This is a genomic window from Actinomadura oligospora ATCC 43269, assembly GCF_000518265.1.
Classification (GTDB): Bacteria; Actinomycetota; Actinomycetes; order Streptosporangiales; family Streptosporangiaceae; genus Spirillospora; species Spirillospora oligospora.
The window spans coordinates 432,538-448,472 of sequence record NZ_JADG01000004.1; the positions used below are offsets into that span (position 1 = coordinate 432,538).

The window sequence follows — 15,935 nt, forward strand, 5'->3', positions numbered from 1 at the left end:
CCGTTCGGGTCTTGTCGTCGTTGGAGGTCGGACGGATCACTTCAGGTCGAGCAGGTAGATCGTCGCGAACAGGCCGATCCAGACCACGTCCACAAAGTGCCAGTAGTAGGACACGACGATCGCGCTCGTCGCCTGCTCATGGGTCCAGCGCTTGGCGGCGTAGGTGCGTCCCAGTACGAACAGGAACGCGATGAGGCCGCCGGTCACGTGCAGACCGTGGAACCCGGTGGTCAGGTAGAAGACCGATCCGTACGCCGAGGACGACAGGGTCAGGCCGTCCTTGGTGACCAGGTTGGTGTACTCGAAGAGCTGACCCGCCACGAAGTAGGCGCCCATGAGGAGCGAGAGGACGTACCACTCGCGCAGTCCCCACTGGCGGAAGTTGAGCAGGCCGCCGGTGCGTCCGACCTTGCCGGCCTCGGCCTTGAACACGCCCATCTGGCATGTCACCGAGGACAGCACCAGAACGGTCGTGTTGAACGCCGACAGCGGCAGGTCCAGCTCGGCGCCTGGCCAGGCGTCGTGACCGTGCTGGCCGATCGTCACGGAGCGGATCGTGAAGTACATCGCGAACAGGGCCGCGAAGAACATCAGCTCGGACGACAGCCAAACGATCGTCCCCACGCTGACCAAGTTGGGACGGTTCGCCCGAGCGTGAGGTGTTGTCTCTATCGCGGATGCTGTTGCCACGGGCAGCATTATTACGTCACCCGTTCAGTGACTGACGCATGACCCCCCTTCTGGAGTTCCCGAGCGTGTCCCGGAACCCTCCGTGTCCCGCCCGCTACATCCCCTCAAAGCCCTATTCAGCAGGGCATTTCGCCCTCCGGGACGGTCCCGGGAACCGCGCTCTCGTGCGCGCCGCGCCGAACCGGTAGCCTTGCCTGCCATGAGCGACGCCCCGGAGGGTCCGATGAAGGTTCTCGTCTACAGCGACGACGCGAACACGCGCGAGCAGATCCGTCTCGCCATCGGACGCAGGCCCGCCGCCGACCTCCCGGCGGTGGAGTTCGTCGAGATCGCCACCCAGCCCGCCGTGGTGGAGCGACTCGACCGGGGCGACATCGACGTCGTGGTGGTGGACGGCGAGGCGCGCCCGGCGGGCGGCCTCGGCGTGGCCCGGCAGGCCAAGGACGAGGTGTACGACTGCCCGCCGATCCTGGCGATCATCGCGCGCCGCGACGACGGCTGGCTGGCGACCTGGTCGCGCGCCGACGCCGTGATCGGCCTTCCGCTCGACCCGATGGCGGTCGCCAAGGCCGTCGCCGACCTCATGCGCTGGCGGGCCGACAACCGCCTTCCCGCACTGTAAGCACCAGCTCGCCGGGGAGGCGGGGGATCTTCCGTCCCCCGGCCCCGTCCCGGCCGGAACGGGCGAGGACCCCACCGGCCTACCCCGCAGGACCCGAACCTGGGGGAACCCATGGACGCCCGAACCAGCGCCCACAACGCCGCCGCGTCCGGCGGCCCGTCCGGCGACGCCTCCGCAGGCGCGCCCGACCCCGCCGCCAAGGCCTCCACGCCCGCGCCCGTCCCGGGCCCGCCCGGGGCCGGAGCCGGGGCCACGCCCAACGCTTCGCCCGTTTCCGGCCCGTCCGGGGCCGGGGGCGCGGCGGCGTCCGGTGGCACGGGCGGCGGGGCGTCCGGTGTGAGGGGCGGCACGTCCGGCGCGGGGGCGACGACGTGGCCCTCGCTGCTCAACACGCTTCTGGACGGCGTCTCGCTGTCCAGCGCCGAGACGGCCTGGGCGATGGACCAGATCATGTCCGGCGAGGCCACCGACGTGCAGATCGCCGGATTCGCCGTCGCGCTGCGCGCCAAGGGCGAGACGGTCGCCGAGGTGGCCGGGCTCGCCGAGGGCATGATGGCGCACGCCACGCCGATCCACGTGCCGGGCCGGTTCGCCGACCTCGTCGGCACCGGGGGTGACCGGGCGCACACCGTGAACATCTCCACGATGGCCGCCATCGTGGCCGCCGCGACCGGGGTCAAGGTCGTCAAGCACGGCAACCGGGCCGCCTCGTCGTCCTGCGGCGCGGCCGACCTGCTGGAGGGCCTGGGGGTCGCGATCGACCTGCCCCCGGCGGCGACCGCGCGGGTCGCCGAGGAGGTCGGGATCACCTTCTGCTTCGCGCCGCTGTACCACCCGGCGCTGCGGTACGCGGCCCGGACGCGCAGCGAGCTGCGCACGCCGACGGTGTTCAACTTCCTGGGGCCGCTGACGAACCCGGCCCGTCCGACCAGCCAGGCCGTCGGCGTGTTCCACCCGCGGATGGCGCCGGTCATGGCCGGGGTGTTCGCCGCGCGCGGCTGCTCGTCCCTGGTGTTCCGGGGCGACGACGGGCTGGACGAGCTGACGACCACGGGCACCTCGACGGTCTGGGTGGTGCGGGACGGCGCGGTCACCGAGACCGTGTTCGACCCGGCCGACCTCGGCATCCCCCCGGCGCGTCCGGAGGACCTGCGGGGCGCGGACGCCGCCTACAACGGGAAGGTCGCGCGGCGCGTCCTGGCGGGCGAGGCGGGCCCGGTGCGGGACATGGTGCTGCTGAACGCGGCGGCGCTGATCGCCGCCTACGAGGGCGCTCCGCCGCCCGGAGAGCTCACCGGAGCGCTCGGGGCCGCGTTCGGGCGCGCCGCCGAGGCGGTGGACTCGGGCACCGCCTCCGGGCTGCTGGAGCGCTGGGTAGAGGTGTCCAGCGCCGCGCGCTGAGGATCAGTCGGGAACCTGTCGGGACCGGCCGTCCGCTTCGTGCCGCGGGCGGCCGTTCCTGTTGCGCTCGGGTAACGGTTGTTCAAGTTTGGATTAGTTTCGCCGGGGCGGCGAGCATGATCATCTTCGAGTGAGTTCTCGCCACGACGGAGAGGAATCTGCCCGATGCTCGTCTCCAGGGTCCGGACGACCGCCGCGGCCACCACCGCCTTCTTGGCGCTGACGCTCGCCGCGTCCCCCGCCCACGCCGCGTCCCCCGCCAAGGCGTCACCCACCAAGGCGTCACCCGCCCGGACGGCGTCCGGCGTCGACCGCGGCGTGCTGGTGCCGGCCGCCCAGCAGCCGCCGGTGGGCGAGGCGTGGAAGACCACCCCGTACGTCAACCCGTACTTCGAACCCGGCGTCACCGGGCCGGGGTGCTGGCCCTACGGCCGGGCCACCGGCGCGGTGGACGGGCTGGACGCCCGGTACGACACGTCCCTCTGGTTCTACAACTACAACGACGTGTGGGTCTTCCCCGACAGCGCCCACGCCGAGTCCTTCGAGCGGCAGTGGAAGGACCTCCTGACCACCTGCGTCGAGCGGAACAAGCCCGGACAGGGTACTGAGACCACCCAGTACGTCCTGGACGTGACCAAGATCGAGACCGTGGACGACGTGGACGTGTGGCGGCTCACCACCGGCGTCAACGGCGGCGGCGGCACCCAGCACTGGCAGGTCGCGCTCGTCCGGCACGGACGCGCCGTCTACGGCATGGACATGCTCGACTACCGCAACGGCACGCCGACCCCGATCCCGTTCGCCTCCACGATCCCGGTGATCAAGCAGAAGCTCGCCGCGTACTACCCGTGACGGACGGGGCGACATGACCGGCCCGCCGCACCTGCTCGACGAGGTGCGGCGGGCCGTCGCGTCGTGGGGTCAGTCGGCGTCGGGGAGGCCCAGCGAGAAGGCGACCTCGAGGTCGTGCTGGGAGTAGGTGCGGAAGGCGATGTGCGTCTCGGTGTCCCGGACGCCCGGGACCTTGTTCAGCCGTCCGGGGATCACGGCGTTCAGGTCGTCGTGCCGCCGGACGCGCACCATGGCCACCAGGTCGTAGCCGCCGGTGATCGAGTAGACCTCGCTGACCCCGTCCAGGGCGGCGATCTCCTCGGCCGCCTCGTGGACGCGATCCACGTCGGTCTTGATGAACACGAGCGCGGTGACCACAGATCCTCCCGAAACCGTCGTTACGGTCCGAAGCTTATCCAGCGCCCGGGCCGGGCCCGTCCGGAGCCCGGCCCGGAGCGTTCACCCGGTGAGCAGGACGGCGAGGGCTTCGGCGGCGGACGGATGCCGTCCGACCAGCTCCCCCGCCGCCGAGTGCGCGGAGGACGTGCCCGCCGGGACGGCCCGCCAGACCGGCTCCAGCCCGAACAGGGCCGCCGCCGCGTCGCACGCGGCCGGATGCGCGGCCAGCAGCTCCGCGACCGGCCCGGACGCCACGGCGGGCCCGGCGGCACCTGCGGTTCCCCGGGCGGACGCCGTCTCCCGCGCGGCCTCCCACGGCGGCGTCCAGGAGTCCAGGACCGGGAGCGAGCCGGGGAAGGTGCGCCCGGCCTCCCGGGTGAGCACCGGAACCAGCTCCGCCGCGTTCTCGCGCAGCGTGGTGACCAGGCGCGGCAGCCACGGCAGCAGGACGTGGTCGGGCAGGCTCCCGAACGCCTTCGACATCACCTCCACGACGAACGGCGCGAACGTCGGGACCGGTTCGAGCGCGTGCACGAACCCGGTGAGGTACTGCGGGAAGGCGGGCACGACCAGCGGGTTCCCGAGCATCTCGTCGCAGCGGACGCGCAGCTCGGCGCGGGTGAGCACGCCGAGCTGCAGGCGCGCCGCCCACAGCAGCGCCACCTTCGACGGCGCCTCCGGGTGCGACTGGGCGACCGCGATCTCCAGCTGGGCGTGGTCGCAGCCGAGCGACAGCGCCAGGCTCTCCATCCCGAACAGGAACCCGAGCATCGCCGCGACCTGCGGGACGCCGGTCTCGTCGTCGGTGAACGCCGTCGGCAGCAGGGTGCAGTAGTGCGCGTACCCCTCGGTCACGAACTCCTTGCACCAGGCGGGCAGCTCCGGCTCGCTGGCCCGGTAGTGCGCGAGCAGCCGCCGGACCCGCTTCAGCACCTCGGGCGCGTCGTCCACGGTGCGCTCGGCCGACAGCAGCTCGACCGCGCGGGCGCCCAGCTCGTCCACGAACCGGCGGTTGCGGAGCAGGACCAGCGCGTCCTCGACGGCGCCGAGCGCGATCGAGGCCGTCGCGTCCGGGGCCCAGGCGACCTTGCGGAGCCGCTGCTCGAGGACCTGCTCGATCGTGACGCCCTCGTAGCCGAGCTCCACCAGCCAGCGCTGGTCGCGGCCGAGCGACAGGTCCCAGCTCTCCTGGACGGACCGCTCGCCGAGCTTCCGCGAGCCCATGATCGGCCGGACGATCCCCTGCGGCAGCATCCGGTGCAGGATCCACAGCACGTCCGAGCACGCCTGCAGGCGCGGCTCCGAGCGCAGGTCGAGCAGGGCCCGCTGGACGGTCCGCCGGGTCAGGTCCAGGCCGAGCGGCTCGAGCCGGTCCAGGACGTTCTGGGCGAGCGGCGGCAGCGCCGCGTACCCGACCTGGCCGACCCGGTCGCCGCCGAGCAGGATCTCGCACAGCCGCCGGACGTCCCGGCGGCCCGGCACCGAGTCCTTCTCGATGCAGGTGATCGCCGCGTCCTGGAAGTCGTACGGGGTCGGGCGGTTCCGCCCCCGGACGCCCGCCAGCAGCACCGACGTCTCGACCACCGCGATCGCGTCGGCCGTGCTCGCCATGTAGCCGTTGCGGCGGGCGAGCCGGACGATGTCGACCGCCCAGGTCAGCAGCTCCTGCTCGTCCAGCACGCCCGGCTCGGGCGGGGTGGTGAGGAAGCCGGACAGCCGGTCCTCGGCGGGCGCCTGGGCGGCGGGCCCGGCCTTGGGGGCCTTGCGGCTCGTCCCCTTCTGCCCGGCCAGCCGGAACGGCGCGACGCCGCTGCGCTTGAGCGCCTTCTCCCAGGTCGCGGCGGCGATCGACACCGAGCCGCGGGCCAGCCCGAACTGCGCCTCGATCGCCGAGTGGCTGGACGGGATCAGGCCGTGCAGCCACCGCGTCCCGGTCCGCTCGGCGATCTCGTACGGCGCGTCCGAGCGGACGCCGAACTGCTCGACCCGGCTCGCGGCGTGCAGCGCCCCGCACACGTACAGGGCGTCGCCCGCCTCGAGCCCGGACGCGGCCAGGTGCTGCCGCATCCGGGTCCACATGAACCGCTCGCGCTCCTCGCTGCGGCGCAGGTCACCGGTGTCGCGAAGCCGCCGGAACAGGCTTCCGACCAGCAGCATCACCTGCCGGTAGGCGTCGTACCCGGCGCCGCTGAGCGGCTGCTCGACGTACTGGTCCCACCACTCCGACCAGTGCCGGACCCGCCCGTGGCGCAGCAGGTACTCCTCCAGCTCGGCGAAGCCGGGACGCAGGTCGCCCAGCTCGATGCCGACCGCGTCGCCGTGGAGCGCGGACTCCTCGTCCTCCTCCTCGCCCTCGGTCTCCGTCGCGGACGAGGGCCCGGCCTCGGCGTCCGGGTCCGGCTTGGCCCTCCTGGCCGCCGGGTCGGACTCCTCCCACTGGAAGACGTGGTCGGTGGACCAGTCGACCGCGACCAGCTCGACGCCCGGCGTCTCCAGCGCGTAGGCGATGGCCTGGTACTCGGCGGACGCCTCGGTGATCGGCGCGACCACCGACAGCGGCGCCCACTCCGGGTCGAAACCCTGGATGTCGCTCGCGAACGCCTGCAGCGCCACGGGCAGCCTGCAGTTGCGCAGCTCGTCCAGCAGGGGCCGCATGTCCTCGCAGAGCTCGAGGTAGACGACCTTGGGCCGCTTCTCCCGCAGCCGCCGCGCCATCGCCAGCGCGGAGGCGGGCGAATGGTGGCAGACCGGGAAGATCTCCAGCTCCTCGGCGAGGGCGCGGTCGACGTCGTCCACCATGCCCGCGAGGATGTCGGCGGCGGCCCCGGGCGCCTCGGCGAACCGCTCCGCCGCGTCCCGCAGCTGGCCGCGGAGCGCGCCGAACGTGCCGTCGGGCGCGTCCGCTCCGGTCTTCGTGTCGGTCTTCGTGTCGGTGGGGGTGCTCACGACAGGGTCGCGATCGCCTCGCGGCCGCCCTCCAGGAAGCCCTGCCACTCGCCGCCCTCCTTCTTGCTGCGTCCCTCGACCACGCCGTGCCAGAACTTGTTCAGGATCGCCAGGTCCTCGGGGCTGCGCCGGGCCAGCGACCCGACCAGCGAGGACGCCAGGGTCGTCGCGCGCAGCGTGTCGTCCCCGAAGAAGCGGCTGTGCAGGATCGCGTCCTCCAGGACGCCGATCTGCTCGGCCGTCGACAGCGCCGACTCCAGGCGCTCGTCGTCGCTGCCCGCGGCGGCCGACGCCGCGCGCAGGTCGGCGAAGCTCTGCAGCAGGATGTCCAGCAGCGTGGGCGGCACCTCCAGCTCGATCCGGTGGCGGCGCAGCAGCTCGACCGTGCGGAACCGGACGATCTCCGCCTCGCTCTTCTTGTTCGTCACGACCGGGATCCGGACGAAGTTGAACCGCCGCTTCAGCGCCGACGACAGGTCGTTCACGCCGCGGTCGCGGCTGTTGGCGGTCGCGATGATCGAGAAGCCCGGCTTGGCGAACACGATGTTGTCGTCGTCCAGCTCGGGGATGGAGACGTACTTCTCGGACAGGATCGAGATCAGCGCGTCCTGGACGTCGCTGGTGGAGCGGGTCAGCTCCTCGAACCGGCCGATCACGCCGGTCTCCATCGCGGTCATGATCGGGGACGGGATCATCGACTCCCGCGACTGGCCCTTGGCGATCACCATCGAGACGTTCCACGAGTACTTGATGTGGTCCTCGGTGGTACCCGCGGTGCCCTGCACGACCAGCGTGGAGTTGCGGCAGACCGCGGCCGACAGCAGCTCGGCCAGCCAGCTCTTGCCGGTGCCGGGGTCGCCGATCAGCAGCAGGCCGCGGTCGGACGCGAGCGTGACGATGCTCCGCTCGACGAACGTCCGGTCGCCGAACCACTTCTGCGGGATCTCCCGGTCCAGGCCGTCCGCGCGCTCGGAGCCGAGGATGAACGTGCGGACCATCTTCGGGCTGAGCCGCCACGCGAACGGCTTGGGGCCGTCGTCGACCGACTCCAGGTAGTCCAGCTCCTCGGCGAACTTCACCTCGGCGGGGGCGCGCAGCATTTCCTGGTTGGCTGACTCGGTCATCTGGGGGTCTCCTAGTCGAGGAAGTTCTTGAGTTCGGACACGAGCTTGCCGATCTGGCCGGAGATCACCGGCGTGCCCATCGTCTTGAAGCGCTGCCGGAACCAGGGGTTGACGTGCTGGGTCCCGGAGCTGGTCACCGAGCCGACGGGGATCACCTTCACCCCGGCGCGGTGGACGGACTGGAGCCCGTCGAACAGCGGCTGGGAGCGGTCGAACTCGTAGAAGTCCGAGATCCACACCATCACGGTGTTGCGCGGATCGGTGATCTTGGGACGGGCCATCTCGAGCGCCACCGGCCCGTCGTTGCCGCCGCCGAGCTTGGTGCGCAGCAGCATCTCGAACGGGTCGTTCACCCAGGGGGTGAGGTCGATCGCCCGGGTGTCGTAGGCGATCAGGTGCACGTCCACCTTGGGCAGCCCGGCGAAGATCGACGCCAGGATCGTGCAGTTGACCATGGAGTCGACCATCGACCCGGACTGGTCCACCACGACGATCATCCGGGCCGGCGTGGTGCGCTTGGCGGTGTGCCTGTAGAAGAGCCGGTCGACGTAGAGGCGCTCGTCGTCCGGGCTCCAGTTGGTGAGGTTCTTCCAGATCGTCCGCTCGAGGTCGAGGTTGCGGAACACCCGCTTCGGCGGGATCGACCGGTCGGGCGAGCCGACGCTGGTCTGCTGCACCTGCGTCTTCAGCACCTCGGCGACCTCGTCCACGTACCGGCGGATGAGCCGCTTGGCGTTCTGCAGCGCGACGCCGGACAGGTTCGACTTGTCGCGCAGGAGCTGCTCGATCAGCGACATGCTGGGCGTGAGGCGCGCGGCGAGCTTCGGGTCGGCGAGGACCTCGCGCAGCCGCATCCGCTTGACCAGGTCGCCCTCGATGTCGCGGAGGATCTTCTCGATGTCCCCGGCGTCGAAGCCGGACCCGGCCCCGCCCGGGCCGAAGCCCGGAGCCTGGGTGATCCCGCCGGACTCGCCGCCGCCTCCCGACCCCGAGCCGGAAGCGGAACCGGGGGTCCCACCGCCGGAGCCGGAAGCAGAGCCGGTCGCGCCGCCGCCGGGGCCGTCCGCGCCTTCGCCGGACTCACCGGGCCCGCCGGTGCCGCCGGGGCCCGTTCCCCCGCACAGGGCGCGGCGGAGCCGGAGCGCGTCGCGCTGCCACGCGGCGAGCTGGTCGGCGCTGACGTTGCCCTGGCCGGTCTGGAACACGTTGATCAGCAGCTTGGAGATGAGCGCGGCGTTGCGGACGGCGTCCGCGCCGATCTCGTCCGAGCCGTCGGCCCCGACCTTGGCGAACAGGTTGTCGAACTCGGGCTCCAGCTCCGGGAAGCGCTGGAACAGGGTGTCCATCGACACCGACGGGTCGAGCAGCGCCGGGGGCAGGCCGATCGCGCCCACGACGGCGACGCCGGCCGACTCCAGCGCGGGCTGCTCCTCGCCGTCGAACATCCGGGCCATCAGCCGCCAGTACAGCGCCTGCCTGCGGTTCGCGTGAGCCCGGAGCTCCTCGCCGTCCGGCTCCTGCTCGTGCGGGTTCGGCTCGTGCGGGTTCGGCTCGTGTGCGTTGGTCTCGTGTGCGTTGGTCTCGGTCATTTGCGCAACAACCGCCCCGCGCGCTCGCGCAGCACCGTCACCGCGTCCCCGGACCGGGCCTGCGCCTTGACGATCTTCGGGTCGGTCGGGCCGAGCGCCCAGTCGCCGCCGTGCGCGACCACCGGCTTCTTCTTCACCGTGGCCTGGACGGCGAGCGGACGCAGCGACCAGCCCGCGGCGTCCCAGCGGACGAGCCCGACGCAGGCCCTGGACGCGGCCACGAGCTCGGGCGTCAGCGGGCCGCTGCCGGGCAGGTTGCCCAGCTCGACCCGCAGCCGGTGGTCGTCGATGACCAGGTCGGAGCCGTCGATCCGGTAGTCCTCCAGGAGGACGGGCTCGGCGATGCGCACCGGGTGCCGCTCCAGCGGCGGGACGGGCGGTGCGGTCGCGTCGTCCAGCTGGAGGCGGGCGGTGGCGAACGGGTCGGCGGGCTCACCGGCCTCGGCCTGCTCCTCGGACCAGAGCAGGTCGCCGCCGGGCAGCAGCGTCATGCCGTCGATCTCCACGGCGCGGTGCCCGGCGAGCGCGGCCAGCAGGACGGGGAAGGCGTCCAGGACGCCCCAGACCGCGGGCCCGACGATCGTGTCGACCTTCCCGGCCGACACGCTCGCGCGCACGAGCCGCCTGGTGCCGCCGCTCTCCAGGACGCCGTGGACCTGCGCCTGGACGCCGGTCGGGTGCTCGTGGACGTCCACGCCGAGCGGCAGCAGCCGTCCCGACACCTGCTCGCCGGGCCCGGCGGGAGCGCCGTCCTGCCAGGTGAGCAGCATCGCGCGGGACCACAGGTCACCCCAGCGGCGGGCCGGGACGCGGGCCATCGTCGCGACCGGGCTGGACGCGCGCAGTTCGGCGGCCAGGCCGTCCATCAGCATCGCGACGCGGCGCAGGGAGGGTTCGGCGAGCAGCGCCTCCACGGTCGGGTCGACGGCCGCGACCAGGTCGTGGCTCACGCCACGCCACCCGGTGACGGCGACCTCGTGCAGCCAGGACCGGGCTCCGGCCAGCAGGTTCGCGCCGGACGCCGGGACCGGCGCGGGCTCGTCCCAGGCGGCGCGGGCGCGTCCCACGGCCGTGTCGAAGCGGTCGAGCAGGGCGTCGTGGACGGCGCCGAGCAGCGCGGCGCGTCCGGCGGCGAGCACGCCGAGGCCCTCCTCGGACGCCGATCCGCTCGCGACCTTGGCGGCGGCCTCGGCCGCGGACGGCCCGAGCGGCGCGGCGGACAGGGCCGCGGCCAGCGCCTCGATCGCGGCGGCCTCTGGCTCGCCGACCCGTCCGAGGCCGTGGGTCACGGCGTCGTCGAACCCGCCGACCAGGTCGAGCGCGTCGTCGAGGCCGTCCGGGAGGGCGCCGGTCAGGGCGGCCAGGTGCATGCTCAGCATCAGCCCACCGCCCCGGCCGGGAACCACTGCATCTCGGGCACGGGCGCGGGACGCGCGGGAAGCTCCAGGTAGGCCAGGTGCCTCAGGAACCGGTTGAACACCGTCGCGGCCGGGTTGTCCGCGCTCTCGGTTCCGTCGAGGGCTCCGGCGACGTCGCCGCCCGGCCCCGCCTCCACGCCCAGATAGGCGGCGACGCGTTCGGCCCCGTACTGGAGCACCGCCTCTTTGAGAAGCGCGTCAAGGTGTTTGCACATGTAGGAGCCGCCCAGCCCCCCACACCTCCGGTTGTTGTTGGTGCTGCAGCTGAAAGCGTGCGTTTCCGCGGCAATGGACGAAACATAAACCCGGGCGATGTCGGAACCACTCGACACCACGCCCTGGAGTCGTCCGCCCGCCATTTCGACGAACGGCACCTTCGCCAGTTTCCGCGCCTTGGCGGAGGGCGTCACCCGCACCACTGCGGAACGCTCCCACGCGAGGTCATCCGCGTCCTCGTTTGACATGTCGCAATCATCCCAAGGGGGTACGACAAAATCAGGGAAACGCGGACGGGTGCGCGGGACAATCCCTGCGGGACGTCCGGGGAAGCCCCGGGAGAATCAGCCTCGGGACAGCGCGGCAATACCGCGCGCGGGCCCGGCCCGGCGCGCGAGGAACGCGAACAGCATGCCGCTGGCGAAACCGTAGATATGAGCCACGTAGGCGACGTTGCTCGATGTGTCGCCGAGCGACAGCCACTGGATGACGAACCACGATCCGAGCACGACCCACACGGGCAGCCGGGCGACGAAGACGGGCGCGACGTAACTGATGATCCGGCCGCGCGGGTTCAGGACGAGGTACGCGCCCAGCACCCCGGCGATCGCCCCGGACGCCCCGATCAGCGGGATCCCCGAGTCGGGCGTGGTGTAGGCGAAGCCGCACACCGCGACGAGCCCGAAGAGCAGGTAGGCGAGCAGGTAGCGGAGCCGTCCGAGCCGGTCCTCCACCCCCATCCCGACCACGAACAGCACCACCAGGTTCCCCAGCAGGTGCACCCAGTTGGAGTGCAGGAACATCGAGGTGAACGCCGACGTCCACGGCGTCTTGGTGAAGGTCGCCTGGCCGCACTCGTGGGCGACCTCGGCCGGCAGCGGCTGCTGCTCGCCGGTCGTCAGCTCCTTCGGGACGGCCCCGTACTCCATCGAGAACTGCGTCACCTTGCACTTGCGGACGTCGTTCTCGCCGTACCAGGTGGCGAACTGCGCCATCGGCGTGAGCAGGAACACCAGCACGTTCGCGGCGACCAGCAGGTAGGTCACCCAGGGGACCCGCCGGGCGGGCTGACTGTCGTAGAGGGGCAGTGCCATGGTGAGGAGGCGTCCAGATCGGGAGGAGGCGGCGTCGGCGATTGCCTGGGACGTAAACGACTATCTCGGGTCTCTCGGGCAGATGCCACCAAACCCTAACGGTCGGACGGGTCCACGGCGGCGTAGGCGTTGTCGATCCAGCCGCGGAACGACTCGGCGCCGTACGCCGGGCACGTCCACTCCCCCTCGACCTCCACCAGCCGGACGCCCGGGGCGTCCATCCACCGCAGCACGCACTCCATCTCCTCGGCGCCGGTGCCGCCCGCGCCGGTCATCGCGCCCGGCGCGCCGCCCGCGCCCGGCAGCACGGTCTCGGCCGTCGCGATCAGCGCGTCCACGTACGGGCGGGGCGCGGCGCGCGGCGGGACCGTCCCGGCCGCGGCGAGCCGCCCGTACCGCACGACCGACAGCTCCCAGCCCCCGTCGAACGCCGGACGCGCCGCCACGACCTGCGGCAACCGCGCCAGCGGGGCGAGCCGCTGCCCCCGCGCCGCCGCCCGGACGAACGCGGCGAGCCGGTCGCGCTGCGCGGCGGCCTCCTCGTAGCGGTACTCCTCGGCGAGCCGCGCGATGCGCCGCCGCGCCGCCCGCACGACCGGCCGCACGTCGCCGCGCATGATGGAACCCGCGGTCTCGGCGTGCCCGCCGTACTCCTCCGGCGTCTCGTCGCCGACGCAGGGCGCGCCACAGCGCCCGAGGTCGGCCAGCGCGCAGGCGCGGCCCCCGCCCTTCTCGACCAGCCGCAACGTCAGCCGCTGAGTGCACTGCCGCAGCGGGACGGCCTCGTGCAGCGCCGCCTTCGCCTCCTCGGCCTGCCGCATCGACGACAGCGGCCCGAGGTACACCGCACCGTCGTCGCGGGACTCGCGCACCACCGACAGCCGCGGGAACGGCTCGGCGGTGAGCTTCAGCCAGATCGCCCGCTCGGGGAACTTGGAACGCCGGTTGTAGCGCGGCTTGTGCTCGGCGATGAGCCGCAGCTCGCGGACCTCCGCCTCAAGGCCGGTCGCGCACACGATCGTCCGGACCCGCTGGGCGAGCCCGACCATCTCCCGCGCCCGCCAGCGCGTCTCCGAACCGGTGAAGTACGACCGGACACGGGTGCGCAGATCCGTCGACTTCCCCACGTACAGGATCTCGCCGCCGCCGTCCTCGAACAGGTAGACGCCGGGCTCGCTCGGCACGTTCTCGGCGAGGTGCCGCTTGCGCCGCTGCTCGGGCGTCGGGGCCTTCGCGAACCCCTTCAGCTCCTCCAGCGACGTCACGCCGAACGACCCGAGCCGCTCGATCAGGCCGTGCAGGACGTCCACGGTGGCCTGGGCGTCGGCGAGCGCCCGGTGGCACGGCTCGGTCGCCGTGCGGAAGTGGCGCGCGAGCGTCCCGAGCTTGTGGTTGGGCACCTCGTCGCGGGTCAGGACCCGGCGCGCGAGGTCGACCGTGTCGACGACCGGGAACGAGGGCCACGCGTACTCCAGCTGCGCGCACGCCGCCTTCAGGAACCCGATGTCGAACGGCGCGTTGTGCGCGACCAGCACGCTCCCGCGCGCGAACTCCAGGAAGGACGGCAGCACCTCGCCGATGCGCGGCGCGGCCATCACCATCTGCGTCGTGATGCCGGTCAGCGCCGTGATGAACGGCGGCACCGGACCACCCGGGTCGACCAGCGTGGCGAACTCGCCGAGATGCACGCCGCCGCGCACCTTCACCGCGCCGATCTCGGTGATGGCGCAGTCGGCGGGCGACCCGCCGGTCGTCTCCAGGTCGACCACGACGAAGGTGACCTCGGCCAGCGGCGTGCCCAGATCGTCCAGGGTGCCCTGGACGGGGACGGCCTGCGGCGGGACGGCGGGGACCGCGCGCGGACCGGGGGACGGCGTCGCCGCCGGCTGGGATGCTGACCCGGGAAGGTGCTGCGCGGACGTCATGACGGCGACCGTAAGCCATCGCACCGACAGAACGGCCGCCGGGCCCGCGGCTCGGGCCGTCCCCTCCACGGACCGCTAGGCTGGGCACCGGTCGCCGCCGGTTGAGGCGGGTGACCTCGGGAAACAGTCATCTCAAGAACGGCCGGCGAGAAGGAGCGAGATCATCGACAGCGGTCCGGAGGCGGCGGAGCGCCCGCCCCGCCCCCTGCCCGAGGCGGTCCGGCAGAGCGTGGTGGAGACCGCCGCCGAGCTGCTCGGCGCCCTCCCGCTCGACGAGGTCCCCGTCCCGCTGCGCCGGTTCGCCCGGTTCGAGCGGCGCAAGCGCGCCAAGCTCGCCGGACAGCACATCGCCGCCCTGCTCGAACGCGACGAGCGGTTCCGCGCCCGCGTCGGCGAGGCCGAACGCGAGACGCACCCGGACCTGGCCGCCGCCGTCGAGGACGGCGCCGTCCCGGCCGCCGCCGACCCCGTCCGCGTCGCCGTGCTCGGCTACCTGCTCCGCCCGGACGGCTGGACCGGCCTGATCGAGAACGCCCGCGCCGAGCTGGAACGCTCGGCCTCGCTGACCGAGGGCGAACGCGCCGAACGCCGCATCGCCGAACTGCGCGCCGAGCTCACCAGCGCCCGCGCCAGCCGCGGCGCCGACCTCGAACGCCTGCGCGGCGAACTCCGCGAGGCCAAGTCCGAGATCTCCGAACTACGCCGCAAACTGCACGAGGCCCGCGGCAAGGCCAGGACCGAACGCGAACGGGCCGACTCCCTCGCCGCGCGCACCGAGCACGAGCTGGCCGAGGCCCGCGACGCGCGCGCCGCCGCCGAGAAGGAACTGCGCAAACTGCGCACCCGCCTCGACCGCGCCGAGGCCGGCACCGAGGCCGCCAAGCGCGCCGCCCGCGAGAACCGCAACCTCGACGACGTCCGGCTGCGCATGCTCCTGGACTCCCTCGTGGACGCCGCCCAGGGCGTCCGGCGCGAACTGGCCCTGCCGTCGACCATCGGCCGTCCCGCCGACCTGGTGACCGGCGGCGACGCCGCTCCCCCGCCGCACCGCGCCGTCCCCGGCCGCGCCCTCTCCGACGCCGACCCCCAGCTGCTCGACCGCCTCCTCCAGCTCCCCGGCGTCCACCTGGTCGTGGACGGCTACAACGTCACCAAGACCGGCTACGGCGACCTCACCCTCGCCGACCAGCGCGCCCGCCTGCTGTCCGGCCTCGGCGGCCTCGCCGCCCAGACCCGCGCCGAGGTCACCTGCGTCTTCGACGGCGCCGAACTCGACGCCCCCGTCGCCACGGTCGCCCCCCGCGGCGTCCGCGTCCTGTTCAGCCAGCCCGGCCAGACCGCCGACGAACTCATCGGCGAACTCGTCCGCGCCGAACCCGGCGGACGCGCCGTCGTCGTCGTCTCCTCCGACCGCGAGGTCCAGGACGCCGCCCGCCGAGCCGGCGCCCGCCCCGTCCCCTCCCCCCTCCTCCTCCGCCGCCTCGGCAGGAATTGAGCCTCCGGCCGTGTTGATGGAGCCTCCGGCTTCGCACACGGGAAGCACGTCACGCGCGCATCGTGATCATTGGGTGACGCACGGTGGGAAAACCGGGCGTAACTAGTTCAGATCGGCGGGAATCGGTTGTGACTGGTGTGACCCCTCGCTAGTGTCGTCCGCTGACGTCTTGGACGAGAGGGGCA

General features: G+C 72.8%; 13 protein-coding genes. 4 read left to right on the forward strand and 9 right to left on the reverse strand.

Going from position 1 to position 15,935, the window contains the following annotated elements:
• Positions 1-36 precede the first annotated feature (36 nt).
• A complete protein-coding gene (gene ctaE, locus P696_RS0106555; RefSeq protein ID WP_026411701.1) occupies positions 37-699 on the reverse strand; it encodes an aa3-type cytochrome oxidase subunit III in 663 nt (220 codons plus the stop codon).
• Between the two features lie 190 nt (positions 700-889).
• Here ctaE and P696_RS0106560 point away from each other — a divergent pair, with 190 nt between their 5' ends.
• From P696_RS0106560 to P696_RS0106570, 3 genes are all read left to right on the forward strand, one after another.
• Positions 890-1,312 carry a response regulator transcription factor gene (locus P696_RS0106560; protein ID WP_026411702.1) on the forward strand — a complete coding sequence of 141 codons (423 nt, stop codon included), beginning with the start codon at positions 890-892 and terminating at the stop codon, positions 1,310-1,312.
• 111 nt (positions 1,313-1,423) lie between these two features.
• Positions 1,424-2,713: an anthranilate phosphoribosyltransferase gene (gene trpD, locus P696_RS0106565; protein WP_084336886.1), complete on the forward strand. Its 1,290-nt coding sequence runs from the start codon at positions 1,424-1,426 to the stop codon at positions 2,711-2,713.
• A gap of 165 nt (positions 2,714-2,878) precedes the next feature.
• Positions 2,879-3,565: a hypothetical protein gene (locus P696_RS0106570; RefSeq protein ID WP_026411704.1), complete on the forward strand. Its 687-nt coding sequence runs from the start codon at positions 2,879-2,881 to the stop codon at positions 3,563-3,565.
• 69 nt (positions 3,566-3,634) lie between these two features.
• Here the strand turns inward: P696_RS0106570 and P696_RS0106575 are convergent, their stop codons facing one another.
• The 8 genes from P696_RS0106575 to P696_RS0106610 form a co-directional block, all read right to left on the reverse strand.
• Positions 3,635-3,922, reverse strand: a complete 288-nt coding sequence (locus P696_RS0106575; protein WP_026411705.1) for an Lrp/AsnC family transcriptional regulator — start codon at positions 3,920-3,922, stop codon at positions 3,635-3,637.
• Positions 3,923-4,003: 81 nt separating this feature from the next.
• Positions 4,004-6,889, reverse strand: coding sequence for a DUF5682 family protein (locus P696_RS43710; RefSeq protein ID WP_051466975.1), 2,886 nt, complete (start codon positions 6,887-6,889; stop codon positions 4,004-4,006).
• Positions 6,886-8,013, reverse strand: a complete 1,128-nt coding sequence (locus tag P696_RS0106585) for an ATP-binding protein (RefSeq protein ID WP_034483353.1) — start codon at positions 8,011-8,013, stop codon at positions 6,886-6,888. Before P696_RS0106585 ends, P696_RS43710 begins: the two co-directional genes overlap by 4 nt.
• 11 nt (positions 8,014-8,024) lie before the next feature.
• Complete coding sequence (locus P696_RS43715; protein WP_084336888.1) at positions 8,025-9,602, reverse strand: VWA domain-containing protein; 1,578 nt, start codon at positions 9,600-9,602, stop codon at positions 8,025-8,027.
• Positions 9,599-10,981: a hypothetical protein gene (locus P696_RS0106595; RefSeq protein ID WP_026411707.1), complete on the reverse strand. Its 1,383-nt coding sequence runs from the start codon at positions 10,979-10,981 to the stop codon at positions 9,599-9,601. Before P696_RS0106595 ends, P696_RS43715 begins: the two co-directional genes overlap by 4 nt.
• Positions 10,981-11,484: a hypothetical protein gene (locus P696_RS0106600; RefSeq protein ID WP_026411708.1), complete on the reverse strand. Its 504-nt coding sequence runs from the start codon at positions 11,482-11,484 to the stop codon at positions 10,981-10,983. The genes P696_RS0106595 and P696_RS0106600 overlap by 1 nt, the downstream gene beginning before the upstream one ends.
• 96 nt (positions 11,485-11,580) lie before the next feature.
• The gene (locus tag P696_RS0106605) at positions 11,581-12,330 is read right to left on the reverse strand and encodes a rhomboid family intramembrane serine protease (RefSeq protein WP_026411709.1); all 750 of its coding nucleotides are present in this window, start codon (positions 12,328-12,330) and stop codon (positions 11,581-11,583) included.
• Positions 12,331-12,425: 95 nt separating this feature from the next.
• Positions 12,426-14,255 (reverse strand): DEDD exonuclease domain-containing protein, encoded by a 1,830-nt coding sequence (locus P696_RS0106610; protein WP_084336890.1) that lies wholly within the window; start codon positions 14,253-14,255, stop codon positions 12,426-12,428.
• Between the two features lie 229 nt (positions 14,256-14,484).
• Between P696_RS0106610 and P696_RS0106615 the strand changes: the two genes are divergently transcribed.
• Complete coding sequence (locus P696_RS0106615) at positions 14,485-15,750, forward strand: NYN domain-containing protein (RefSeq protein ID WP_245627533.1); 1,266 nt, start codon at positions 14,485-14,487, stop codon at positions 15,748-15,750.
• The last annotated feature ends 185 nt before the right edge of the window (positions 15,751-15,935 follow it).

Bases quoted from the DNA above. Each gene is read 5' to 3' on its own strand.
- P696_RS0106605 (WP_026411709.1), bottom strand. From the start codon at position 12,330: ATGGCACTGCCCCTCTACGACAGTCAGCCCGCCCGGCGGGTCCCCTGG.
- P696_RS0106570 (WP_026411704.1), top strand. From the start codon at position 2,879: ATGCTCGTCTCCAGGGTCCGGACGACCGCCGCGGCCACCACCGCCTTC.
- trpD (WP_084336886.1), top strand. From the start codon at position 1,424: ATGGACGCCCGAACCAGCGCCCACAACGCCGCCGCGTCCGGCGGCCCG.
- P696_RS0106560 (WP_026411702.1), top strand. From the start codon at position 890: ATGAGCGACGCCCCGGAGGGTCCGATGAAGGTTCTCGTCTACAGCGAC.
- P696_RS0106610 (WP_084336890.1), bottom strand. From the start codon at position 14,255: ATGACGTCCGCGCAGCACCTTCCCGGGTCAGCATCCCAGCCGGCGGCG.
- P696_RS0106595 (WP_026411707.1), bottom strand. From the start codon at position 10,981: ATGCTGAGCATGCACCTGGCCGCCCTGACCGGCGCCCTCCCGGACGGC.
- P696_RS0106600 (WP_026411708.1), bottom strand. From the start codon at position 11,484: ATGTCAAACGAGGACGCGGATGACCTCGCGTGGGAGCGTTCCGCAGTG.
- P696_RS0106585 (WP_034483353.1), bottom strand. From the start codon at position 8,013: ATGACCGAGTCAGCCAACCAGGAAATGCTGCGCGCCCCCGCCGAGGTG.
- P696_RS43715 (WP_084336888.1), bottom strand. From the start codon at position 9,602: ATGACCGAGACCAACGCACACGAGACCAACGCACACGAGCCGAACCCG.
- ctaE (WP_026411701.1), bottom strand. From the start codon at position 699: ATGCTGCCCGTGGCAACAGCATCCGCGATAGAGACAACACCTCACGCT.